Below are 23,828 nucleotides of genomic sequence, written 5' to 3' on the forward strand. Positions count from 1 at the left end.
TGTTAACATGCGTAGGTTGACGCCGGCGATGCGAGATAGGCGGCGACCGAAACGTTCGGTCAGTTCGATTATGTGACGGCAATTTCACTTGTGCCGCGATGGGGGCGGTCCTACATCCTTTGAACAGGACAGAGGAGGGGCTGATGGCTCAGTCGCGGCGCATGAATATTCAGGGGCTTTTGGCAGGCGCTGCGCTGGCTTTGGGATTGGGGACCTCGGCGCGGGCCCAGGCCACGCCCTTCGAGGGCACGTGGACAGGACGACTGACGGCCGGGTCGATGAGCCTGCGGTTGCGGCTGGTCGTCACCGGAAGCATTGTCAAACTGATCAGCCTGGATCAGGGCAGTGGCGAAATCCCAGCCAGTAAGGTCAAGATCGAAGGCAGCCGCATCTCCCTAGAGTTCAAAGCTATCAAGGCCGATTACAAAGGTGAGTTGAAGGACGCCGATCATATCACCGGCACCTTCACCCAGGGCGCGCCTATGCCGCTCGATTTCAATCGCGGTGAGGTTATCGAAGAGAGTTCGGCCGGTGTTGAGGCGCTGACCGTTGAGCGATTGCAGGCTATCCGAAGTGGCGCGGGAACGCCGGCGATCGGCGCGGCCTGGCAGGGTAAGTCGTCAGGCCGTCTGGCCGATGGGTCGCGTATGGCCGGTGGCGCCAACGCGGTGACACCAGACGATCAGTGGCACTGGGGCTCGATCACCAAATCGATGACCTCGACCCTGGTGGCGCGGCTGGTCGAAAGCGGCGCTGTGAGGTGGGACACGACGGTCGGCGCGTTGTTGGGCGACAAGGCGGGCGTCTACAAGGATGCCAATTTTCTGCACCTGCTGAGCCATCGTGCCGGGTTGCAGCCCAATATTCCGGACAGCCGGTTTAACGCCTATGCGCGCGATGGGTTGGCTGACGCGCGGGTCGAACGGTTAGCCTATGCCGCGGAGGCGCTGAGCGGTTCGCCGGTAGGGCCCCTGGCGGGACAGACGGCCTACAGCAACAATGGTTATGTCGTCGCCGGCGCCATGATCGAGGTTGCGACGGGGCAGAGCTGGGAGGCGCTGATCCAGGATCAGCTGTTCAAACCGCTGGGGATCACCTCGGCCGGGTTCGGTGCGCCGGGTACCGCTGGCAAGGTCGATCAGCCGTTGGGGCACCTAGCTCAGGGCGCCAGCCGTATGCCGGCGCCGGTCGGGCCGGGGTTGTTGAACGACAATCCGATGGCCCTGGGGCCGGCGGGACGGGTGCACATGTCGATGGCCGATATGCTGGTGTATCTGGCGGCGCATCGTGACCGGACGGATTTGTTGACGCCTGCGTCGTGGGCGAAGCTGCATACGCCACCGTTCGGGGGCGACTATGCTTTAGGCTGGGTGGTGCGGCCCGATGGTGCCATCTGGCATAATGGGTCGAACACCGTGTGGTATGGCGAGGTGTTGGTCGATGCGGCTGCCGGGGTGGTGTGTACGGCCTGTGGCAATGATGCGGCGCCGCAGACCATGGCGGCGGTCGGTCAGGCGCTGATGGCGGCACGGGCGGCGGCTCTGGTTTAAAATAGGCCAAGCCCAGATCGAATGAGCATCGTCTTACCGTCGGCAGACCCCTCACCCCCACCCTCTCCCCTCAGGTGGGGAGAGGGAGTTTCTTTCATAGCTTCCACGACTTAAGCGCATAAATTCCGAGACCTGGACATATTATTGGGGTAGGCTGGAGGCAATCCTAAGGAAGCTAGTATGTCCAAGCCCGTGGTCGGCGGTGGTCCCAAGAAGGTGCTGTATGCCCTTCAGACGGCGACGAAGATCGGCCTGAAGTCCACCGCCAAGGCGCTGACCGCCAAGAACACCTGCAAGGCCTGCGGGTTGGGTATGGGCGGTCAAAAAGGCGGCATGACCAACGAAGCCGGCGACTTTCCTTCGGTGTGCAACAAGTCGATCCAGGCCCAGTCGACCGATATCCAGCCGGGAATCCCCATCGAGGTCCTGACCCACCCGCTAAGCGACCTGCGTGAACTGGACGGCCATGAACTGGAGCATCTCGGAAGATTGGCGACGCCGTTGTACAAGCCCGCCGGGGCCGACCGGTTTGAAGCCATTGGCTGGGACGCCGCACTGGACCTGGCCGGAGCGCGGATGCGGGCGACGGCGCCGGATCGCAGCTTCTTCTACAGTTCCGGGCGGTCATCGAACGAGGCGGGGTTTATCCTGCAACTGCTGGCGCGGGCCTGGGGCACCAACAATGTCAACAACTGCTCCTACTACTGCCATCAGGCGACAGGGGTGGGACTGGGGACCACGATCGGGACTGGCACCTCGACTGTGGAGCTGGAGGATCTCGACCGCTGTGATTTTATCTTCGTCATCGGCGCCAATCCGGCGTCGAACCATCCGCGCTTTATCCATAAGCTGAAGGCGATTCGCGACCGCGGCGGCGAGGTTGTGATCATCAATCCCGCCAGGGAAGCCGGGCTGGTGAGGTTCGCCCTGCCGAAGAGCGTCAAGTCTATGGTCACCGGCGGTGACTGGATCGCCTCTGATTACCTGCAGCCGCGTATCGGTTCGGACCTGGCGGTGCTGAAAGGGCTGGCCAAGGCGGTTCTCGTGGCAGCAGACGGCGATTTCATTGCCGCCCATACGACGGGGTTCGAGGCGTTCTTGGCCGATATCGAAGCGACCTCGTGGGACGAGATCGAATGCCGGACGGGATTGGGGCGGGCGGATTTGGAGCGGGTGGCCGGGCTGTACGCAAAGGCCGGGTCGGCCGTGTTTGCGTGGGGGATGGGGATTACTCACCATTTGAATGGCTGCGACAATGTCGAATATATCGCCAACCTGGCGATGTTGCGCGGTCAGATCGGTCGGCCGGGTGCCGGACTGCTGCCGCTGCGCGGCCATTCCAATGTCCAGGGCATCGGCACGATCGGCGTCAAGCCGGTGCTGGCGCGCGAGGTTCTGGCGCGGATGGAGCAGGCGTTCGGCATCACCCTGCCGCAGGGCGGTGGGATGGACACCATGGCCTGCATGCAGGCGGCGCAGCGTGGTGAGATCGATGCCGCCGTCCTGATGGGCGGAAACCTGTTCGAAGCCAATCCCGACAGCGCCTTTGCCCTCGAGGCGATGGGGCGGATCGGGTTCAAGCTGTACCTGACCACGACCTTGAATCGCGGCCATGTCCACGGCATCGGCGACGGCGAGGCGCTGATCCTCCCGGTGACCGCGCGCGACGAGGAGTGGCAGCCGACGACGCAGGAATCGATGTTCAATTTCGTGCGGCTGTCGGATGGCGGCATTCACCGTTTTGATGGCGTGCGACCGGAAAGCGATATCCTGTGTGACCTGGCGCAACGCCTGATGCCGGACTCTCCGGTCGACTTCGTCGCGTTCAAACAGCATCGTACCATACGTGAAGCGATCGCGCGGATCGTGCCGGGTATGGAGGACCTGGCCGATATCGATGTGGCGCGGCAGGAGTTCCATGTCCGCGGCCGGTTGATGCACACGCCGCTGTTCCACACCATCGACGGCAAGGGACGTTTCGTTTTCCGCCCCTTGCCGCCGGCCGAGCCGGCGCCGTTGCTGCTGACCACGGTGCGGTCGGAGGGCCAGTTCAACACGATTATCTATGAGTATACGGACAGTTACCGTGGCGGGATCGACCGCAACAGCGTGATGTTGCACGCCGACGATCTGGCGCAGCGCGGTTTGCAGGACGGCGACGTCGTGACGCTGGAATCCGACCATGGACGCATGGATGGCGTTACCGTGAGGGCTTTCGACATCGCGAAGGGCTCGGTGATGGCCTATTACCCTGAGGCCAATGTGCTGGTCGGCACTGCGGTCGATCCGCGCAGCAAGACCCCGGCGTTCAAGGCAACACCGGTACGGATTGTTCCGCGCTGAAAATTTATGCGGCTTGCGGCTACCTCAAAGCCATGTTGCCTCAGCACACGCTCAGTATCGGTATCAACCGCCCGCCGGAGGCGGACGACGCGGCCTTCGAAGCCGACCAGACGGCGATCCGGGCCGACCTCGAAACGCTGAAAGGCCTGGTTGAGGCCCTGTCTACTTCGCCTGGATATCCAGAAGCTCAACCTTGAAGACCAGGACGCTGTTGGCCGGGATGTCGTCGCCCATGGCGCGTTCGCCATAGCCCAGGTCGGACGGCACATACAGCATGTAGCTGTCGCCCTTGCGCATCAGGGGAATGCCGATCTGCCAGGCGGGAACCACCTGGTTCAGCGGGAAGCTGGCCGGCTGATTTCGAGCATAGGACGAGTCGAAGATGCGGCCGTCGATCAGCTTGCCTTCGTAGTTGACGGTGACCTTGTCGGTCACCTTCGGCTGCGGCGCGGTGGGGTTGGGGTTGGCCAGGACCTTGTACATCAGGCCCGACGGCAGGGTGACGACGCCGGGCTCCTTGGCCGTCTTGGCCAGGAAGTCCTTGCCGGCCTGCAGGTTGGCCGCGGCCTGGGCATCGGCGGACGCCTGATAGGCGGCCAGTTCCTTTTCCAGCGAGGCGTCGTCGCGGCTGCAGGCGGCCAGGAACGTGGGGAGGGCGAGGGCGGCCAGGGTGCAGGCGATGAGAAGGCGCATGGTAGGTACCTTGGTTGACTCTGGCGTCGCAGAGCAGGGGTTGCAATCGAACCGGCGGAGAAGACGGCGTACCCCTCCACCGCTTCGCGGTCCCCCTCCCCACGACGTGGGGAGGAGAAGTGGCACTGACTTGTGTTTTACTGCGCGCCGATGCCGAACAGGCGGACGCGAAAGACCAGGGTTGAGTTGGGGGAATGTCCGGGCTCAGGTCGCGCTCGCCATAGGCCTGGCTGGCCGGGGTATAGAGCAGAATCTCGTCACCGACATGCATCTGCGGGATGGCGTCCTGCCAGGCCGGGATCAGGCGGCCCAACGGGAAGTTGGCAGGCTGGCCGCGTTCGAACGACGAGTCGAAGACCTGGCCGTTGATCAGCTTGCCTTCGTAATGGATGGTGACATTGTCGGCCACGGTCGGCTGGGCGCCCGGATTGGAAGAGCGCGAGATTACCCGATACATGACGCCCGACGGCAGCTTGACGACGCCTGGCTGTTTGGCAACGCCAATCAGGTAGTCCTGGCCGATCTTCAGGTTGTCTTCTGCGGGGGTAGCGGCATGCACCGCGCCGGCGGACAGGGCCAGGGCCACCGCAGCTGCTTTAATCCATACGTAGGGCATAGCCCGTGCTCCTTAAGGCTTCTGAAATTTCAAAGGCGTGGCGTGCGTCCTGGGTTTCGACCATGATGTCGAACTCCGCCCCCTTGGCCGGCACATCGAGGACGAGGCGGTTGTGCGCCACGTCGACGATGTTGCCCCCCTTGGCGGCGATAGTGTCCGCCATCAGCGACAACATGCCGGGGCGATCGTCGCCCAGGATGCGATAGGTGACAAGTCGTTTTTCGCGGACCAGCTCTCTTTGCAGCACGGAGGCCAGCAGGCGCAGGTCGATATTGCCGCCGCACAGGATGGTGCCGACGTTCTGGTCCTTGAAGCGTTCCGGGAAGCGCATGATGGCACCCAGACCGGCGGCGCCTGCGCCCTCGGCAACGGTTTTCTCGACATTGGCGTAGGCAGCGATGCCGCGTTCGAAGTCGGCTTCGTCGATGACCACGACGTCGTCGACGTGCGGATTGGCCAGTTCGAAGCTGAGGTCCCCGACTTCTTTGACCGCGATGCCTTCGGCGATGGTCGATCCGCCCATCGGCACTGGCATGTTGCGGCGGCGGGCGGTGAAGGACGGGAACATGGCGGCTTCGACGCCGATGATCTTGATCCAGGGTTTGATGGCCTTGGCAGCGATGGCGACACCGGCGATCAGGCCGCCACCGCCGATCGGCACCAGAAGGGTGTCGAGCTCCGGCGCCTGTTCCAGCATCTCTATGGCGATGGTGCCCTGGCCGATGATGACATCGCGGTCATTGAACGGGTGGACGTAGACACCCTGGCGTTCTTCGCACAGGGTCTGGGCGGCCTTGGAGGCCTCGTCGTAATTGGCGCCTTCGATGACGATAATGGCGCCAAAGCTCTGGGTCTTCTGGACCTTCACGAAGGGGGTGCCGACTGGCATGACGATGGTCGCAGGGATGCCTAAGCGTTGGGCATGGTAGGCCAGGCCCTGGCCGTGATTGCCGGCTGAGGCTGCGAAGACGCCGCGGGCGCGTTCGGACTCGGAGAGGCTGAGGATCTTGTTGAGGGCGCCGCGTTCCTTGAAGGCCGAGGTGAATTGCTGGTTTTCGGATTTGACCCAGATCTTGCGGTGGGTGGCAGCCGACAGCCGCTGGGAGAAGGTGCACGGAGTCCGGACGATATGGCCTTCGAGCCGTTTTGCCGCCGCTTCGATGTCCTGGAATGTAACGCTCATGGGGCTGGGCCATACCGTGTTGAGGGGGGAAAGTCCAATGGTTGGGTGTGTTGGCCAAGAGGACCCCTCCGTCTCGACGCGGTCGCCTAAGAAGGCTCCCTTGCTCGCCACCTCCCCATTAAAGAAATGGGGAGGAGAAGGAAATATAGTTTCGTATGAAAATAGAATTGCGGATTCGAACGTTGTGTAAGGCTGTTTAAAAGAATTTTTTGACTTTTTTACATTTATTGAAGCTGAGAAATTGGAATTTGATAGGCAAGTAGCGTATTCAGGCGGCATGGCTATGTGCCGGGAGGCCGAAAATGACAAAAAACTTCTATTCGCCCGCTTCGCATGGTTTTGTGAGAGTCGCCTGTGTGACGCCGAAGGTGCATCTGGGTGATCCAATGGCTAATCTGACGGAGCATCTGTCGCTGGCCGAGCGGGCCGGGGCGGCTGGGGCGGATATCGTCGTTTATCCCGAACTGAGCCTGTCGGCCTATAGCCTGGATGACCTGTTTACGCAGGAGGTGTTGCTGGATGCGGTGAAAGAGGCTCTGGCGGCGTTGATTTTCTTTTCGACAAAGATCCGGCCTGTCCTCGTGGTCGGGTTGCCGCTGCGGGTCGACGGCGCGCTGTATAACTGTGCGGCGGTGATCGCGAACGGCAAGGCGTTGGGGATCGTGCCGAAGAGCTATCTGCCGAACTACCGCGAATATTATGAGCGGCGCTATTTCGCGTCGGGCGCCGGTGTCGTGAACCGGCTGGTTGATGGCGTTCTGTTCGGCACCAAGCAGGTGTTTGCGGCAGGTGGTTCTGCCTTTACGTTCGGGGTCGAGATCTGCGAGGACCTGTGGGTGCCGAACACACCCGCCACCCCGTTGGCCGTGGCGGGCGCAAATTTGATCGTCAATCTGTCGGCATCGCCGGTGGTCATCGGCAAGTCGCGGGCGCGAAAGCGGTTGTGCGCGGCGGCGTCGGAACGGTTGTTCTGCGCGTATGCCTATTCGGCGGCGGGGCCGGGGGAATCGACGACCGACCTGGCCTGGGACGGGCAGTCGCTGGTCTATGAACTGGGCAATCTGATCGCCGAAGGGGAACGGTTTACCTCGGATTCGCTGATGCTGGCCGATGTCGATCTGGAACGGGTGGCGGCTGAGCGGTTGAAGACCGGGACGTTTCATGACTCGGGGCAGGGCTTCGCGACGGATGTGGCGCGCACGGGATTTGACTGGAAACCGCATGAATTGACCGATTTTCATCGCCAGGTAGCGCGGTTCCCTTACGTACCCGATGATGCCTCGCGGCTGGACGAGGACTGCTACGAGGCCTTCAATATCCAGGTGCACGGCCTGATGCAGCGGGTGTCATCGACCGGCAGTCAGAACGTGGTCATCGGCGTGTCGGGTGGGTTGGACTCGACGCATGCCCTGATCGTGGCGTGCAAGGCGTTTGACCGGCTGGGGATACCGCGGGCGAATATTCATGGCTACACCATGCCGGGCTTCGGGACCTCGACAGGATCGAAGAACGATGCGCTGAAGCTGATGAAGGCCTTGGGGATTTCGGCCGAAGAGCTGGATATCCGGCCGGCAGCCAAGCGGATGCTGATGGATATCGGTCACCCCTATGCCCAGGGTGAAAAGGTCTACGACATCGTGTTTGAAAACGTCCAGGCGGGGCTGCGGACCGATTTCCTGTTCCGCTTGGCCGGGATCAAGAAGGGGTTTGTCGTCGGGACGGGTGATCTGTCGGAACTGGCGCTGGGGTGGTGCACCTATGGCGTCGGTGACCATATGAGCCATTACAATGTCAACTGCGGTGCGCCAAAGACCCTGATCCAGCATCTGATCCGTTGGGCGGCCAATCGCGAATTCGACGCGAAGACCGGGCGGATTTTGACCTCGGTGCTGACGCGGGAGATTTCGCCGGAGTTGATCCCGATCGAGGCCGGTCAGATCCAGAGGACCGAGGACAAGGTCGGGCCCTATGAGCTGCAGGACTTCAATCTGTACTACATCACGCGGTTTGGTCTGAAGCCGTCCAAGGTGGCATTTTTGAGTTATCAGGCGTGGAAGGACAAGTATGAGCTGAGGGTTATACGGCAGTGGCTGGAGGTGTTTTTGTACCGGTTCTTCACCATCTCGCAGTTCAAGCGGTCGGCAGTGCCCAATGGGCCGAAGCTGATTTCCGGTGGGGCTTTGTCGCCGCGCGGGGATTGGCGCGCGCCCTCGGATGGCAATGCCAAGATCTGGCTTGATGAGCTGAGAGAGAATGTGCCGGAGTAGCGGGCGGCGGGTTGCGCGTCGGACGATCTTTCCTTCTCCCCACCTGAGGGGAGAAGGTGGCGGAGCGAAGCGGAGCCGGATGAGGGGTTCTACCGACGGTTCGGCGGTCGCGGAATTGTCCATAAGAACCCCTCACCCCTACCCTCTCCCCTCAAGTGGGGAGAGGGAGAAGAGTTCTGAGTAAACCTGAACATTTTGAACTACTTCACACGCTTCGCGGTGCCATTAAAGCTGCAGGTGGCGCCGTGGTAGGCGGCGCAGGTTTCCGACTCGGTGACCGTCAGCATGTCGCCGTTCTTCCGTATACGAAAGGTACATGTGGCGACACCGTCGGGTTGCAGTGTCACTTCCAGTTCGTTGGCGGAAATGGCTTTCGACGGCAGGCCGCCGTCGGCCAGTCCGACGTCGCCCGTACAGCCGTCCGCCTCGCCTTCGACCAGAATAATGCGATGGGAGGGATCGATGCGGACCATGAGGTCGCCGGCGTATTTGCCGGGCCAGGGGTCGGTGACCGGAGGTGCGACGGAGGCGGTGGATTCCTCCGGCGCCTGGGGCCTGGGTGAGCAGGCCGCTATGGCCAGCAGCAGGATCAGGGCGCGTTTCATGTTTTCAGCTTCTCCGCCAGCAAGCGGGCTTCGGGTGCGCGACTCGATCCCGACCGCCAGATGACGACAATATCGCGGAAAGCATGGTCCGATTTCAAGGGCCTGATCGTGACATCGTCCGCCGGCACCATGCCGGACTCGACCGCCATGGCCGGCAACAGGGACAGGCCGAGGCCTGAGCCCACCATCTGGACTAGGGTGTTCAGCGAGGTCGCGGCAAAGCCACCGCCGGCATAGGCCGACAGCGATTCGTTGGCGCCGGACGCGCCTGTCCACGAACAAGCCGCCATGGCGTGGTCGCGCAGGCAGTGGCCATCTTCCAGCAGGATCAGTTCTTCGTTTTTGAGGGCTTCCGGGGTGATGCTGGTTTCCCGGGACAGAAGGTGGTCATGCGGCATGGCGGCGAAGATCTCGTCGCGGGCAACAAAGACGTGGTCCAGACCGGTCAGGTCGTAGGGCAGGGCAATGACGGCGGCGTCCAGGGCGCCGGTCTTCAGCGCCGCGATCAGGCGCGCCGTCTGGTCTTCGCGCAGGAAAAGGCGCAGGTCTGGGAACTCTGTGCGCAGTCGCACCAGCGCCTTGGGCAACAGGAAAGGCGCGATCGTCGGAATGACCCCCAGGCGGAACCGCCCGGTCAGGGGTTTATCAGCGCCGTGGGTGGCTTCGACCAGGTCTTCCGCGCGGGCCAGGATGTCTTCGGCGCGTTTCAGCGTCTCCTCGCCGATGGCGGTCAGGATGATCTGGCCACGTGTGCGGTCGACCAGGCGCGCGCCGAGGATTTTTTCCAGTTCGGCTATGCCCGAGGACAGGGCCGGCTGGGAAACATAGGCCTTTTCGGCGGCGGCCATGAAGCTTTTGTGTTCGGCCAGCAGTTTCAGGTATTGCAACTGGCGCAGGGTAGGCAGGATATGCAAGGGACTATTCTCCGTAGCCTTGAATATGGACGCATCGTCCATAAATTCAACTTATTCGTTGGCGGCAAACATCAACTGGAGTTTATCGATGGCGATTGAAAGCCTGTACAACCTTATCCCCGCTTACGGCCAGGATCTGGTCCGCAACATGACCGTGTTGCTGGAGGAGACGATCCTGACCGAGCAGCAGCGATGGGGTATGTTTCTGTCGGGCGCTCATGCCATTGGCGTCGGCGAGGTCATCCGTCAGATCGAAGCGGCCGCGCCCTTGTCGGCTGAGGCGGTTACGGCGGCCAAGGCAGCGTCGGCCATCATGGGCATGAACAATGTCTATTATCGCGCCCTGCACCTGATGCATAACCGGGAATATGCCGATCTGCGGTCTGGCCTGCGCATGAACATCCTGATGAATCCGGGCGTCGACAAGGTCGATTTCGAGCTGTGGTGTCTGGGGGTTTCGGCGATCAATGGCTGCGGTCTGTGCCTGGACAGCCATGAAAAAGTGTTGCGGAGCCATGGCGTAACAGCAGAGCAGGTCCAGGCGGCGCTGCGGATTGCGGCGACGGTCAACGCCATCTCGGCAGTGGTGCGGGCGGAAAATCACTATAAGTAAAATCTATAGTAAAATAAAATAAAATAAACTTGCCTTATTGCGCCTCCTGGGTGATTTTCCGCGTCGCCACACTTCACTTTTTAGGAGAAAGCCCATGGGCCTCATCAACACCACCATCAAGCCGTTCAAGGCAACCGGCTTCAAGCAAGGCAAGTTCGTCGACGTCACAGACGCCGACGTGAAGGGCAAGTGGTCGATCTTCTTCTTCTACCCGGCCGACTTCACCTTTGTGTGCCCGACCGAGCTGGAAGACCTGGCTGACAATTACGACACGCTGCAAGGCATGAACGTCGAAGTCTACAGCGTTTCGACCGACACGCACTTCTCACACAAGGCGTGGCACGACACGTCGCCGGCCATCGGCAAGATCAAGTACACCATGCTGGGCGATCCGTCGGGCGTCATCACCAACAACTTCGACGTCATGCGCGAAGGCATTGGCCTGGCCGACCGCGGCACCTTCCTGGTCGATCCGGACGGCGTCATCCAGTTCTGCGAAGTCACCGCCGAAGGTATCGGCCGTAACGCGTCGGAACTGCTGCGCAAGGTCAAGGCCGCCCAGTATGTCGCTTCGCACCCCGGCGAGGTCTGCCCGGCGAAGTGGGAAGAGGGTGAAAAGACCCTGGCCCCGTCGTTGGACCTGGTTGGAAAAATTTAAGTTTGCGTCATCAGTAAGAGGACCCCTCCGTCGCGGACTTCGCCTTCGGCCTTTGGCCTGCGGCGAGCGCCGCGCCACCTCCCCATCAAGATGGGGAGGAGAAGGGAAGTTAGTTTCTCCTTCTTTCTCCTCCCTACCGAAGGTGGGGAGGGGGACCGCGAAGCGGTGGAGGGGTCCTCTTTCTACCCGATCTCATTCTCCTGATCTCCAGTTTGCGAACCGGAAATCTGGACAATGAAATTTCCCCTGACATTGGAGAACTACCATGCTGGACGCTGGTCTTAAGGCGCAGTTGAAGGGCTATCTGGAAAACCTTCGCACCCCGATCGAAGTGGTCGCCCATACCGACGATGGCGCAAAGTCGCGCGAACTCGTCGACCTGCTCGAAGACATCGTCGCGGCGTCGGACAAGGTGTCGCTGAGCGTCCATCAAGGCGGCGATGGCGTACGCGTGCCGTCCTTCGACATCGTTCGTCCGGGTTCGGATGTAGGTGTGACCTTTGCCGGTCTGCCGATGGGCCATGAGTTCACATCGCTGGTTTTGGCGCTGTTGCAGGTGGGTGGTCACCCGCCGCGGGTCGAGGCCGAGGTCATCGAGCAGATCAAGGCTTTGGAGATCGAAGGCGAACTGCACTTTGAGACCTATTTCTCTCTGTCGTGCCAGAATTGCCCGGATGTCGTCCAGGCGCTCAATCTGATGAGTGTGCTCAATCCGAAGATCAAGCACGTCGCTATCGATGGCGCCCTGTTCAAGGATGAAGTCGAACAACGTCAGGTCATGGCGGTGCCCAGTGTCATCCTGAACGGCGAGGTTTTCGCTCAGGGCCGGATGGGCGTCGAAGAGATCCTGGCCAAGATCGATACGGGGGCTCACCAGCGTGAAGCCGCCAAGATCAACGCCAAGTCGGAGTATGATGTCCTGGTCGTCGGCGGTGGTCCCGCTGGCGCATCGGCGGCCGTCTATGCGGCGCGCAAGGGCATCCGCACCGGCGTGCTGGCCGAGCGTTTCGGCGGCCAGGTGCTGGACACCATGGGGATCGAGAATTTCATTTCGGTGCCGCACACTGAGGGCCCCAAGCTGGTGACGGCGCTTGAACAGCACGTCAAGGATTACGACGTCGATGTGATGAACCTGCAAAAGGCCGTGGCCCTGGTGCCGGCGGCGTCGGCTGGCGGATTGCATGAGATCCGGCTGGAAAACGGTGCGACTGTCCGGGCACGGACGGTGGTGTTGTCGACCGGCGCGCGTTGGCGGAATATGGGGGTGCCGGGTGAGACGGAGTATCGCAACAAGGGTGTGGCCTATTGCCCGCACTGCGACGGTCCGCTGTTCAAGGGCAAGCGGGTGTCGGTGATCGGCGGCGGTAATTCCGGCGTCGAGGCCGCGATCGATCTGGCCGGTCTGGCGTCGCATGTGACCCTGCTGGAGTTTGCCGCTGAACTGCGGGCGGATGCGGTGCTGCAGCGCAAGCTGTACAGCCTGTCGAACGTGACGGTCTTGACCAATGCCCAGACGACGGACGTCAAGGGTGACGGTTCCAAGGTGGTCGGTCTGAGCTATAAGGACCGCATCCATGACGTGGTGCATGATATCGAACTGGAAGGTATCTTCGTTCAGATCGGGCTTGTTCCGAACACGGAATGGCTGAAAGGCACGGTCGATTTGTCGAAGCACGGCGAGATTGAAATCAATGCCCGCGGCGAGACTTCGATCCCGGGTGTGTTCGCGGCCGGCGATGTGACGACCGTGCCGTATAAGCAGATCGTCATTGCCATGGGTGAAGGCTCGAAGGCGGCTTTGTCGGCGTTCGATTTCCTGATCCGGAATTCGACGCCAGTGGATATCGCCGCGTAAAGGAAAGACCAGGGGCCGCCGGCCCCTGGACCCCATAACTCGATAGTGTTTAGACTTATAAACTTGAAAAGCCCGGAACGCAGTGTTCCGGGCTTTTCAAGTTTGCAGGTTAATCGCTGTCCAGTTACGAGGTCCAGGAGGCTGCGCCTCCTGGTCTTCCTCTTACGGGGCCGATACGTCGTACCCCTTTGCCCGGAGCCGATCGAGCGCCGCACCTCGTCGCAGCAGGATGGCCAGCGGAAGTACAGCGACGGACTTTCCGGGCTTTTTCAGCGCCTTCTCGACGGCCGAGACGCTGTCGTTAATGCTGCGTTCCATCAGGGCCGAGCCCTTCGACGATTCGCTCAGGCAGCGCGCCATGGCCGAGGCGGGATAGTTGTTGCGCACCGTGGCCAGATCACCGACAGCCCAGGCGGTGGCGGCCCGGCCGGACCGATCCAGCAGAAAGTCGATATCGTCCAGGGTTGCCGCGACGCAGACCTCGGCCGCCTGAGGCGTCATGGCGTTGATGTCCTTGACGATGGCGCCCATGTCGTAGTTCGCCGCTGCGCGCACAGGCACGCCGGCGCGCCCTGCCAGGCGCCTGATCGTGGCGACGGGTTCGTCGTCGGTAAGTCCGCGCTTCTCCAGGACCTCGCGGCGTAAACGCACCATGGCCCAAACCGGCTTGTCGCGCGCGAAGTCGCGGATGGAGACCTTGGCGCGCACGGCGGTGGCTTCATAGCGGGCAAAGAGGGCGGGGGAGAGGACGTCCTTCAGCTTCTTGCCGTCCGGCAGGCCCTTGCGGAACATCAGGCTGGTCATGTCGCCGGCGCCGGCATGGCTGGTCGCGGGGGTGATCAGGACATTGGCGCCGCGCAGGGCATTCTCGATCCGTTTGCTGTTCCACGCCTGCTTCTTCGGAAAAACCGGCAGAACGCCAATAACAATGACCTGAGAATCGCCATCGCTGACCCGCCACATGGCTGGTGCAACGGCGGTTCCGCGAGCCTTGACCACGACTTCGGGCCAATCCTCGACCTGGGCCGACGCCTGTAAAGGCAGGCTGATCAGGCACAGGGCAATTAACAGGCGACGCAGCATGGTGGACTCGCAGACGGTTGGGGTCGGCGCAGGCTACAGACGGTTTATGACGGTTTTTTACGGTCGGGCGGAGCCTCGGGACTCAAAACAAAATGCACACTCGAAACAGCCCCACCCCTTTCCGGGATGCAATCTCACGAATTCGGCTCACGAATCCCGGATATGTTGTTAACAACATCTAAAGGGGCGCGGGTATATGATACCTTGTTGACGGTGGGTTATGTCTGCGTGGGGTGATGAAAATGTCCGGTATGGCGGCGTCGCAGAAAGACATCCGCAGCCTTTCCAATCTGAGTGAGAGCGCTTCGACGTCACGCGTGCTGAACCTGAGCCATATTTATAAACTGCATGCCTCAGACAGCGACTACACGGACAAGCCCTTCTTTCGTAACCGGCAGATGAACCGTTCGATCATTCTGAAGCATACGGTGCGCCAGAGTGAGAGGGGGTTGTTCAGTCGCCCGAAACGTACCGCAACCAAGATCATACTGCCGTTTGATCTGAACGATCTGAAGCTGGGTGGGCAATCCATACTCGTCGGCCAGATTGGCTATGATGCCTTTTTGAAGGACATTTACGACACCGCCAACCTTCTCGACGTTCACGACGTCGACGTCCTCCAGTGTCTGGATGAGCTGCCTTCGCTTGATCCGTTTCTGGTGCGTGAGCACCTGGCGCGCCGTCGCCACCGACCCGCATCATGCTATCTCAAGATTTCCCCGGCCGATGTGGCCAGGATGATCGGTTTTGCCAATTCGGAAATCGAAAGTCTGGTGTCGACGGCTTTTGGCTCCGCCCTGCAGTCTGGTACCGCCAAGCTGGCCAGCAAGATCTTGTCGGATGAACTCGATCACGAACTGGAACCGCTGCGGAAGACCCTGCGGCTGAGTGGGCCGCAGTGGTCGGAAGGAATCTTTTCCTGGCGCGGCTTCCTGTATTTCAAGTGGCGTCTACTGGAGTTGCAGGATGAACTCAAGCGCGTGCTGACGGGCCTGTCGACCTACCAGCCGCTGTCCACGCGGGACCGCTCGATCACAGATTTCCTCAATGAGATAAGGCCCCGGCTCGCCAAACGGATCATCGTCGCCATTGGAAACCTGACCCGCACCCTTGGTGTCTATGACAGAGCCTATCACGCGCTGGTCTCGGGACGTGACCCCGGACCGTTTCGCCGGTTCCTTGTGGAAGGGCCTTCCATGTTCTTTGAACTGGGTGAGAATATCGGAATCCTCAGTCATATCAGTTCGTTCTGGAACTATCGTGTAAAGTCTGGACGTGGCGCCATTCGCCTGAGCGCCGAAGAATATGCCGACCTGCTTATCGACTATGAAGACAGTCTGTCCATCATCTATGTCGACGAGAACGAAGGTCAGCCCAAGGTCTGGGCCTAATCCCGCTCAGTCGACCGCTTGGAACAGCAGGGCTTCACCCCAGAACGCTTCGATCAGCGCCGACTGCGACCCCGGCGTGCCGGTCGTCAGGAAGGTCCGTGCCCCGGACGATCCGATGTCATACTTCGTGTGGCGTTCGACATAGTCACCCATGGCCTTGGCGACCGAGGGCGGCTGGTGGATGATCGGCGTGCCGGCCGGCAGATGTTGGCGGAACAGGTCGGCCACCAACTCATAGTGGGTGCAGCCCAGGATGGCCCGGTCGGGATAGCGGCCGACGCGGATGCGCAAGGATTCGACATGGCCCTTGATCTTGGCCGACAATGAGTCGCGGTCAGCACCCTTTTCGATCATGTCGGCCAGGCCGGAACAGGCTTCGGTGAAGACGGCGATGTCCTGGCGGCGTTTATCGATCTCGATCTCGTAGACGCGTGAGCGCGCGGTGGCCACCGTGGCGAAGACACCGACAATGTCCAGCTTTTCGATCTTTTCGCCGCGGCGTTCGGCCTCATGCTCCCACGGCAGGCCGGTGGCGGCTTCGATGGTCGGGACGATGATGCCCAGCACGTTGACCGGGCGCTTGTAGGTCTTGCGGAAGCCCGACAGCCAGGTTTGCTGCAAACGGCGCAGCGCGACGGCCGACGCAGTGTTGCAGGCCAGGACGACCAGGGAGGCGCCGGCTTCGAACAGGGTTTCGCAGCCTTGCCGGGTCAGCTCGACGATCTCTTCACCGGAACGATCGCCATAGGGGGTGTGTTTCTGGTCAGCGAGGTAGATGAAGTCCGCCTGGGGCAACCGATTGACCAGGGCGTGGTGAATGCTCAAACCGCCAACGCCCGAATCGAACACGCCCATCGCCATGAAACTATATCCCTTCCAACCGCTTGCCGGTTGGCAAGCGCGACTGCGCGCCCGAGCTTGTGCGAGGAGCCTCGCGGCGCTTGAGCGCTAAGACCTTACGAAAACTTAATTTGGCCACGTCAATAGCCACTTATAGGGTCATCGCATACGCTTTTTGCCAGCGCCCGTAAACGGGTTTTGCGGCCGGTTTTCACGGAGTTTTTCATGTCCGAACCTAATGTCGATCGTCGCACCACGCTGGGCCTGATGGCCGCGACGGCGCTGTCTACAGCCGCCGCGCCGGTCCTGGCGCAGGATGGCACCGCCCTGCTCCTGACGGGTGAATGGACCGGTGCCTATGGGGGCGTTCCGCCGTTCGACAAGGTCGATATCGGCCAGTTTGAAGCCGCCTATGACGCGGCCATGGCGTCGCAACGACGTGAGATTGCCGCTATCGTCAATAATCCCGAGCCGGCGACCTTCGACAACACCATCCTGCCCTATGAGCGGTCGGGTAAAGCCTTTGGACGGGTCGGGACGATCTACGGCATCTGGAACGGCAATCTGGCGACGCCGGAATTGCAGGCCATGGGCAAGACCATCCAGCCCAAGCTGGCGGCGTTTTCGGATGAACTGATTCAGAACCCCAAGTTGTTCGCGCGCATCAAGTCGGTGTGGGACAACAAGGCGAAGTTCAACCTGACACCGGAGCAAGATCGTCTGTTGTGGCAGTATTACACGAACTTCGTCCGGGCCGGCGCAGCGTTGTCGCCCAAGGCCAAGGCGCGGGTGGCAGCGATCAACAGGGAACTGTCGCTGCTGTTCAAGACTTTCTCGGACAACCTGCTGCACGATGAGGAGCAGGTGATGGTGGTGACCGAGGCGGAATTGGCTGGCTTGCCGGACGGTTTGAAGGCGTCGATGAAGCTGGCTGACGGCAGCTATGGCATCGCCAATACCCGGTCCGCCATGGAGCCAGTGACGACCTTTTGCACCAACCGGGCGGTGCGCGAAAAGGTGTGGCGGGCCTATGTCAATCGCGGCGACAATGGCGATCAGTGGGACAACAACGCCATCATCTCCAAGATCCTGAAGCTGCGTTTCGAGCGGGCGCAGCTGCGCGGCTATGAGACACACGCCCACTGGCGTCTGGAAAACGCCATGGCGAAGACGCCTGAGAACGCCATGGCCTTGATGGAGGCTGTTTGGGGCCCGGCCGTAGCGCGCGTCAGGGAAGAGGTCGCCGATATGCAGGCGGTCGCCGACAAGGAAGGTGCGGGTATAACAATAGAGCCGTGGGACTATCGGTTCTATGCCGAGAAGGTGCGCAAAGAGCGCTATGATCTGGATGAAAACGAGGTCAAGCCCTACCTGCAGATGGAAAAGCTGCGCGACGGCATGATCTGGGCGGCGGGTCAGATTTACGGTTTCGAGTTCATGCCGGTGAGCGATGTCCCGGTCTTCCATGACGATGTGAAGGTGTGGAAGGTCAGCAAGGCCGGGGCTCCGGTGGGGCTGTTCTATTTCGATCCGTATGCGCGCAAGGGCAAGCGGTCGGGCGCGTGGATGAACGCCTACCGGTCGCAGCAGCGCATGGATGGCAAGGATATCCTGACCCTGGTGTCGAACAATTCGAACTTCATCAAGGCCGCGCCGGGTGAGCCGATCCTGATTTCGTGGGACGATGCGACCACTCTGTTCCATGAGTTCGGTCATGCCATTCATGGGTTGTCGTCGAACGTCACCTATCCGAGCTTGGCGGGGACCAATGTGGCGCGGGACTATGTCGAGTTTCCGTCGCAGCTTAACGAGCGCTGGCTATCGACGACCGAGGTGCTGAGCAAGTTCGCCCTGCATTATGAGACGGGCGAGCCAATGCCGGCGGCGCTGCTGGCCAAGATCGAAAAGGCAGACACGTTCAATGAAGGTTTTGATACGGTGGAATATCTGGCGTCGGCGCTGATCGACATGAAGCTGCACCTGGCCGGTGGGGCGGATATCGATGCGGATGCGTTCGAGCGGGACGAGTTGACGAAGCTGGGCATGCCGAAGGAGATCGTCATGCGCCACAGGACGCCGCAGTTCGGGCATGTCTTCTCGTCGGATGGCTATTCGGCAGGGTATTACAGCTATCTGTGGTCGGATACGCTGACGGCCGACTGTGCCGAGGCGTTTACCGAAGCCGGCGGGTTCTATGACAAGGCGGTGGCGGATCGGCTGCAGGCTCATGTGCTGAGTGTCGGGAATACGGTCGATCCGGCGGCGGGCTATCGCGCGTTCCGTGGACGGGATCCGAACCGGGATGCGCTGATGCGTAAGAGAGGTTTCCCGGTGAAATAAAATGGGGCGTGGGGCCTGTGGCCCCACCTCTTTTCTTCTTCCTTTCCTGATCTTCGCCCCAGAGGGGCGACGTCAGGAATGGAAGAAGAAAAGTTGCCCGGCCCTTCGCATGGCTCTGGGCGTTCGTCGCGGAAATCGACCCACTGGGTCGATTTCATCCGTTTTGCCCGTTTTGGGCAAAACGGCGCTCCTCACCCCGTTTATTTTACAGGGAATACCCACTATATACCGGCAAATGAGCCGCCCATTCCTCAAGATGAACGGCCTCGGCAACGATTTCATCGTCGTCGATGCCCGCGAAACCGCCTTCCAGCCCGCTCCGGACCAGATCCGGGCGTGGAGCAATCGCGTCTCCGGCATCGGCTTTGATCAGCTTATCGCCATCGAAGACTCCCGCGACGGTGACGCCTTCATGCGGGTCTGGAACGCCGACGGCGGCGGTGTCGAAACCTGCGGCAACGCCCTGCGCTGCGTCGCCTGGTACCTCAACCGCGACGCCAGCGACAAAACCCTGAAAATCGACACCTTGGGCGGTGCCACCAAGGCCCGCGTGCTCCGCGCCGATGCCACCACCGGCACGGCCAGCATTGACATGGGCAAGCCCGGGCTCGACTGGCGCGACATTCCCCTCTCCGAAGAGATGAATACAGCCAAGCTCGAACTAAAGGTCGGGCCGTATGACGCCCCTCTCTATCACACACCTGTCGCCGTCAGCATGGGTAACCCCCACTGCGTCTTCTTCGTGGACGATATCGCGACTGTCGACGTCAAGGCCACTGGCAGTTTGATCGAGCACCACCCGCTCTTCCCCGAAAGCGTCAATGTCGAATTCGCCCAGATCCTCGACAAGGACACTATCCGGATGCGCGTGTGGGAACGCGGCGCCGGCATCACCCAGGCCTGCGGTACGGGCGCCTGCGCCACCCTGGTCGCCGCCGCCCGCCGCGGGCTGACCGGCCGGGCCGCCACAGTGCATATGGATGGCGGACCGTTGCACATCGTCTGGGCCGAGAACGACCACGTCATCATGACCGGCCCTGTCGAAGTCGAGTTCGAGGGCACGCTTTGACTGTAGACATTGTCACCTTTGGCTGCCGGCTGAATTCGTACGAGAGCGAGGTCATCCGCAAGACCGCGGCCGATGACGGGCTGTCCGATGCCATCATCTTCAACACCTGCGCCGTCACCGGTGAAGCCGTGCGCCAGGCGCGCCAGGCCATCCGCCGCGCGCGCAAGGAAAACCCGGACAAGCGGCTGATCGTCACCGGCTGTGCCGCCCAGACCGATCCCGACACCTTCGCCAACATGTCCGAAGTCGACTTTGTCATCGGCAATGCCGACAAGCAGAAGGCCGGCGCGTACCGCCTGACCGCCGACAGCGCGCGCGTGGTCGTCAACGACGTCTTTTCCGTCCGCGAAACCGCCGGCCACCTGATCGACGGATTGAAGGACCGCGCGCGGGCCTTTGTCGAGGTCCAGAATGGCTGCGATCACCGCTGCACCTTCTGCATCATCCCCTATGGCCGCGGCAACTCGCGATCAGCCGCTGCCGGTGATGTCGTCGCCCAGACCCAACGGCTGGTTGCGGAAGGCTATAACGAGATCGTGTTGACCGGTGTCGACCTGACATCGTGGGGCAATGACCTGCCGGGCCAGCCGCAACTGGGCAACTTGGTGGCGCGTATTCTGAAGCTGGTTCCCGACCTGAAACGGTTGCGGCTGTCGTCGATCGATGCCGCCGAAATCGATGATACCCTGTTCCGCGCCTTTGCCGAGGAAGAGCGCCTGGCGCCCTATCTGCACCTCAGTCTTCAGCACGGGGACGATTTGATCCTGAAACGGATGAAGCGCCGGCACCTGCGCGCTGATGCCGTTGCTTTGGTTGAAAAGGTCCGGAGTATCCGGCCGGATATCGCCTTTGGTGCCGATATGATTGCCGGCTTTCCCACCGAAACCGAGGAACATTTCGACAATGCCGTGTCGCTGGTCGACGCCTGCGGCCTGTCCTATGTCCACGTCTTTCCGTATTCGCCGCGGCCGCAGACGCCGGCGGCCAAGATGCCGCAACTGCCGCGCCCGGTGATCAAGGAACGCGCCGCACGGCTGCGCGCCAAGGCCGAGGAAGCTTTGCGGGGACATCTGGCGCGCCACGCCGGCCGCACCCTGTCGTGCGTCATCGAAAAGCCGGGCTTTGCCCGCGCCGCCGATTTCACCGAGGTAGTGTTTACGGGCGACGCCACGGTCGGCGGCATCAGCGATATTGCCATCACCAGCCATGACGGCAAACATGCCGTTGGCGAACTTGTTTCGTTTTGACGCGCATCTATATCCAAAATGGGGCGCCCGTGCGGTGCGTCACGCTTTTTGGGATGCGCTTGGCCTCAAAACACGGTACGGCAGTCGGCATGACCGAAGAGAAGAAAAAAGGCTGGTTCGAGCGCCTGACCCATGGGTTGTCGCGGACCTCGCAGACCCTGACCGAGCAGGTCACCCAGGTGTTTTCGCAAAAGGAATCCTTAAGTGATTCCGACCTGGAAGCGCTGGAAGATCTTCTGATCGAAAGTGATCTGGGGCCGCAAATTTCTGCCAATATCTCGGCCAAGATGGCCCAGGCCAAGTTCTCGTCCAGCAAGGATTCGACGGCCGTCCGCGAAGCCCTGGCCAGTGCGCTGGCTGACGAACTGGTCAATCACGAAGGCACATTTGAGCCTTTAGGCGGGCCCAAGCCGTACATCGTGCTGTTTGTCGGTGTGAACGGATCGGGCAAGACCACGACGCTCGGCAAGATCGCCGCCTCACTGACCGCCAAGGGCGCCAAGGTATTGATTGTTGCCGGAGACACCTTCCGGGCTGCGGCTGTGGAGCAGCTCAAGGTGTGGTCCGAGCGCGCCAAAGCCGACTTTATGGGCCGCAAGACGGGCGCCGACGCGGCGGGTCTAGCCTATGACTCGGTCGTGAAGGCCAAAGAAGAGGGCTACGACGTTGTCCTGATCGACACGGCTGGCCGTCTGCAGAATAAACAGGCTCTGATGGACGAGCTTTTGAAGATCGTCCGGGTGATCAAACGCGTTGATCCGGACGCGCCGCATGAGACGCTGCTGGTGCTGGACGCCACGGTCGGACGAAATGCGCTGAGCCAGGAACAGATTTTCGGCCGCCAGGCGTTTGTCTCGGGTCTGGTGATGACCAAGCTGGATGGCACCGCGCGTGGTGGCATCCTGATCCCCATCGCCAAGGCCTCCGACGCGCCGATCAAACTGATCGGGGTGGGTGAGGATATCGAAGACCTGCACGCCTTCAAGGCGCGCGATTTTGCCCGCTCGATGGTGGGCCTGGAGCCGCAAGCATGACGGAAGACCCCAAGCCGCTCGAGACGGCGCTGAAAGCCGATCCGGAGCTGGCGCTGAAACCGTCCGAGCCGAAGCAGAACTGGATCAAGATAGGGGTCGATTACGGTCCGTTGATCGCGTTCGGCGGTGCTTTCTTCGTGGCGAAGTTTCTGTTCAGGCTACCCGATCCGGATCCACTGATCTGGGCGTCCGGCAGCTTGGCGGTCGCCTCGGTGGTTGCCTTGATCGTCGGTTTCGTCGCCGAAAAGCGCCTGGCCTGGATTCCCTTGGCGGCCGCGGCAATCGGGATTCCATTCGCGATTCTCACGGTGGTGTTTCACGACGGCGTTTTTATCAAGATCAAGATGACCATCGTCAATGTGCTGATCGCCGGCGTGCTGCTGGGCGGACTGGCACTGAAAAAGCAGCCTTTGAAGGCATTGGTGGGCGAGGCGCTGAAGCTGAAAGAGCCGGCCTGGCCCAAGCTGACGCTGTATTATGCCCTGTTCTATCTCGCCATGGCGGGGGTCAATGAATATATCTGGCGCACCCAAACCGACAGTGTGTGGGCGACGTGGAAGCTGTTTTCCCTGATCGGCGGGCCTATCCTGTTCTCCCTGGCGCTGTTCCCATTCCTCATGAAAAACATGATCCAGCCGGAAGAAAAAGCGCCGGACGCCTGAGCAACTGTTCCGCATACGGAGGATAGTCGTAAATTTGCCATATATCTGTGGCAAAAGATGACCACATGTCTTTGTCGTCTCATGTTAATCGAAAAAGTGACTTTCCACTTTTGGCATGAGACTTAAGAGCGGGGCCGTCGCATGAAGAAGTCCAAACCGACCGATGCACTTGAACAACGTTCCACACTGGAAGGGTCTCCCGCCCATCTCCTCCACAGAGTTCTGCAGATCGCACTCGACATCTATAACGAAACGGCCGGCGAAGGCGCCCTGACCCAGAGGCAGTTTGCCGTGCTTCAGGCGCTGGATGGCGGTGAGGGTTTGTCCCAGACCGACCTGGTCCGCGTGACCGGAATCGACCGTTCGACCCTGGCCGACCTTGTGGCGCGTATGATCACCAAGGAACTGCTGGTACGCGAGCGCTCCGCGACCGACGCCCGCGCCAATCTGGTGCAACTGGCGCCGGCCGGCAAGACGGCGCTGGATGACGCACACCCGCGCGTCCTGGCGGCCGATGAAAAAATCCTCAGCCTGTTGTCGCCGCCCAAGCGCGACAGCTTCGTCAAGCTGCTGCGCAAGATCACATTAGCGCGCGAGGAAGAACTGTCGGGTGAAGCGCCGGTCCGCAAGGCCAAGACCGACAAGAAGACCGACAAGAAAAAGAAGAAGCACAAGCTCAGCGCCAAGAAGCTGAAGAAGCTGCCGATGCCGGTGTTGAGCGAGGGCGCTTCGGATACGGTTGCCGGTCAGGACCTCGTCCACGCGCCCGTACCCGAGCAGGTATAGAGCGCGAAGGAAGCGCACATGCCTTCGATGCATAAACATCCTCGGAAGGCCCCTCAGGCTTGCCGCCCCGCGCCGTCGC

Annotated in this window: 19 protein-coding genes and 1 pseudogene; 13 read left to right on the forward strand and 7 right to left on the reverse strand. The window is 61.2% G+C overall.

The genetic code is table 11. From position 1 onward, the window contains the following. The first annotated feature begins 143 nt into the window (after window positions 1-143). Window positions 144-1,550, forward strand: a complete 1,407-nt coding sequence (locus ABI_RS03335) for a serine hydrolase domain-containing protein (RefSeq protein ID WP_006271418.1) — start codon at window positions 144-146, stop codon at window positions 1,548-1,550. A 180-nt stretch (window positions 1,551-1,730) separates the two neighbouring features. Further along, entirely contained in the window at window positions 1,731-3,893 is a 2,163-nt protein-coding gene (locus ABI_RS03340) for an FdhF/YdeP family oxidoreductase (protein WP_006271419.1), read from the forward strand. Window positions 3,894-4,055: 162 nt separating this feature from the next. Here ABI_RS03340 and bamJ read toward each other — a convergent pair whose 3' ends face one another. The 3 genes and pseudogenes from bamJ to ABI_RS03350 form a co-directional block, all read right to left on the reverse strand. After that, on the reverse strand, window positions 4,056-4,586 hold the full coding sequence (gene bamJ / locus ABI_RS03345) for a BamJ family beta-barrel-assembly machinery protein (protein ID WP_006271421.1): 531 nt from the start codon (window positions 4,584-4,586) through the stop codon (window positions 4,056-4,058). A gap of 229 nt (window positions 4,587-4,815) precedes the next feature. Then, window positions 4,816-5,202: pseudogene (locus ABI_RS26555) on the reverse strand (FKBP-type peptidyl-prolyl cis-trans isomerase); the annotation flags it as partial. Continuing rightward, window positions 5,183-6,385 (reverse strand): threonine ammonia-lyase, encoded by a 1,203-nt coding sequence (locus ABI_RS03350; RefSeq protein ID WP_006271422.1) that lies wholly within the window; start codon window positions 6,383-6,385, stop codon window positions 5,183-5,185. The gene ABI_RS03350 and the pseudogene ABI_RS26555, both read right to left, overlap by 20 nt. A gap of 302 nt (window positions 6,386-6,687) precedes the next feature. On the opposite strand from ABI_RS03350, the gene ABI_RS03355 reads away from it, so the two are divergent. Next, the gene (locus ABI_RS03355) at window positions 6,688-8,652 is read left to right on the forward strand and encodes an NAD(+) synthase (protein WP_006271423.1); all 1,965 of its coding nucleotides are present in this window, start codon (window positions 6,688-6,690) and stop codon (window positions 8,650-8,652) included. A gap of 200 nt (window positions 8,653-8,852) precedes the next feature. On the opposite strand, the gene ABI_RS03360 is transcribed toward ABI_RS03355, so the two are convergent. After that, complete coding sequence (locus ABI_RS03360) at window positions 8,853-9,257, reverse strand: hypothetical protein (protein ID WP_006271424.1); 405 nt, start codon at window positions 9,255-9,257, stop codon at window positions 8,853-8,855. Beyond that, the gene (locus ABI_RS03365) at window positions 9,254-10,171 is read right to left on the reverse strand and encodes a hydrogen peroxide-inducible genes activator (protein ID WP_006271425.1); all 918 of its coding nucleotides are present in this window, start codon (window positions 10,169-10,171) and stop codon (window positions 9,254-9,256) included. The genes ABI_RS03360 and ABI_RS03365 overlap by 4 nt, the downstream gene beginning before the upstream one ends. An 88-nt stretch (window positions 10,172-10,259) precedes the next feature. On the opposite strand from ABI_RS03365, the gene ahpD reads away from it, so the two are divergent. The 3 genes from ahpD (at window position 10,260) to ahpF (ending at window position 13,297) form a co-directional block, all read left to right on the forward strand. Further along, window positions 10,260-10,784, forward strand: a complete 525-nt coding sequence (gene ahpD / locus ABI_RS03370) for an alkylhydroperoxidase, AhpD family (RefSeq protein WP_006271426.1) — start codon at window positions 10,260-10,262, stop codon at window positions 10,782-10,784. 94 nt (window positions 10,785-10,878) lie between these two features. Further along, window positions 10,879-11,442, forward strand: coding sequence for an alkyl hydroperoxide reductase subunit C (gene ahpC, locus ABI_RS03375; protein WP_006271427.1), 564 nt, complete (start codon window positions 10,879-10,881; stop codon window positions 11,440-11,442). A gap of 265 nt (window positions 11,443-11,707) precedes the next feature. After that, window positions 11,708-13,297, forward strand: coding sequence for an alkyl hydroperoxide reductase subunit F (ahpF, locus tag ABI_RS03380; protein WP_006271429.1), 1,590 nt, complete (start codon window positions 11,708-11,710; stop codon window positions 13,295-13,297). 162 nt (window positions 13,298-13,459) lie between these two features. Here ahpF and ABI_RS03385 read toward each other — a convergent pair whose 3' ends face one another. Further along, window positions 13,460-14,380: a TraB/GumN family protein gene (locus ABI_RS03385; protein WP_006271430.1), complete on the reverse strand. Its 921-nt coding sequence runs from the start codon at window positions 14,378-14,380 to the stop codon at window positions 13,460-13,462. A 242-nt stretch (window positions 14,381-14,622) separates the two neighbouring features. Here ABI_RS03385 and ABI_RS03390 point away from each other — a divergent pair, with 242 nt between their 5' ends. Then, complete coding sequence (locus tag ABI_RS03390) at window positions 14,623-15,771, forward strand: hypothetical protein (protein WP_006271431.1); 1,149 nt, start codon at window positions 14,623-14,625, stop codon at window positions 15,769-15,771. Window positions 15,772-15,777: 6 nt separating this feature from the next. Here the strand turns inward: ABI_RS03390 and ABI_RS03395 are convergent, their stop codons facing one another. Then, on the reverse strand, window positions 15,778-16,632 hold the full coding sequence (locus ABI_RS03395) for a glutamate racemase (protein WP_006271432.1): 855 nt from the start codon (window positions 16,630-16,632) through the stop codon (window positions 15,778-15,780). Window positions 16,633-16,836: 204 nt separating this feature from the next. Between ABI_RS03395 and ABI_RS03400 the strand changes: the two genes are divergently transcribed. The 6 genes from ABI_RS03400 to ABI_RS03425 all read left to right on the forward strand — a co-directional run bounded on the left by ABI_RS03400 (window position 16,837) and on the right by ABI_RS03425 (window position 23,749). Continuing rightward, a complete protein-coding gene (locus ABI_RS03400; RefSeq protein WP_006271433.1) occupies window positions 16,837-18,951 on the forward strand; it encodes a M3 family metallopeptidase in 2,115 nt (704 codons plus the stop codon). A 235-nt stretch (window positions 18,952-19,186) separates the two neighbouring features. Next, entirely contained in the window at window positions 19,187-20,020 is an 834-nt protein-coding gene (gene dapF, locus ABI_RS03405; RefSeq protein ID WP_040308536.1) for a diaminopimelate epimerase, read from the forward strand. Continuing rightward, a complete protein-coding gene (mtaB, locus tag ABI_RS03410) occupies window positions 20,017-21,267 on the forward strand; it encodes a tRNA (N(6)-L-threonylcarbamoyladenosine(37)-C(2))-methylthiotransferase MtaB (protein ID WP_006271435.1) in 1,251 nt (416 codons plus the stop codon). Before dapF ends, mtaB begins: the two co-directional genes overlap by 4 nt. An 89-nt stretch (window positions 21,268-21,356) precedes the next feature. Then, entirely contained in the window at window positions 21,357-22,301 is a 945-nt protein-coding gene (gene ftsY, locus ABI_RS03415) for a signal recognition particle-docking protein FtsY (RefSeq protein WP_040308537.1), read from the forward strand. Then, window positions 22,298-22,963: an inner membrane-spanning protein YciB gene (locus ABI_RS03420; protein ID WP_006271437.1), complete on the forward strand. Its 666-nt coding sequence runs from the start codon at window positions 22,298-22,300 to the stop codon at window positions 22,961-22,963. Before ftsY ends, ABI_RS03420 begins: the two co-directional genes overlap by 4 nt. Window positions 22,964-23,104: 141 nt before the next feature. Continuing rightward, window positions 23,105-23,749: a MarR family winged helix-turn-helix transcriptional regulator gene (locus ABI_RS03425; RefSeq protein ID WP_006271438.1), complete on the forward strand. Its 645-nt coding sequence runs from the start codon at window positions 23,105-23,107 to the stop codon at window positions 23,747-23,749. Window positions 23,750-23,828: the final 79 nt, after the last annotated feature.

The sequence above is a fragment of the Asticcacaulis biprosthecium C19 genome, assembly GCF_000204015.1.
GTDB classification, from domain to species: Bacteria; Pseudomonadota; Alphaproteobacteria; order Caulobacterales; family Caulobacteraceae; genus Asticcacaulis; species Asticcacaulis biprosthecius.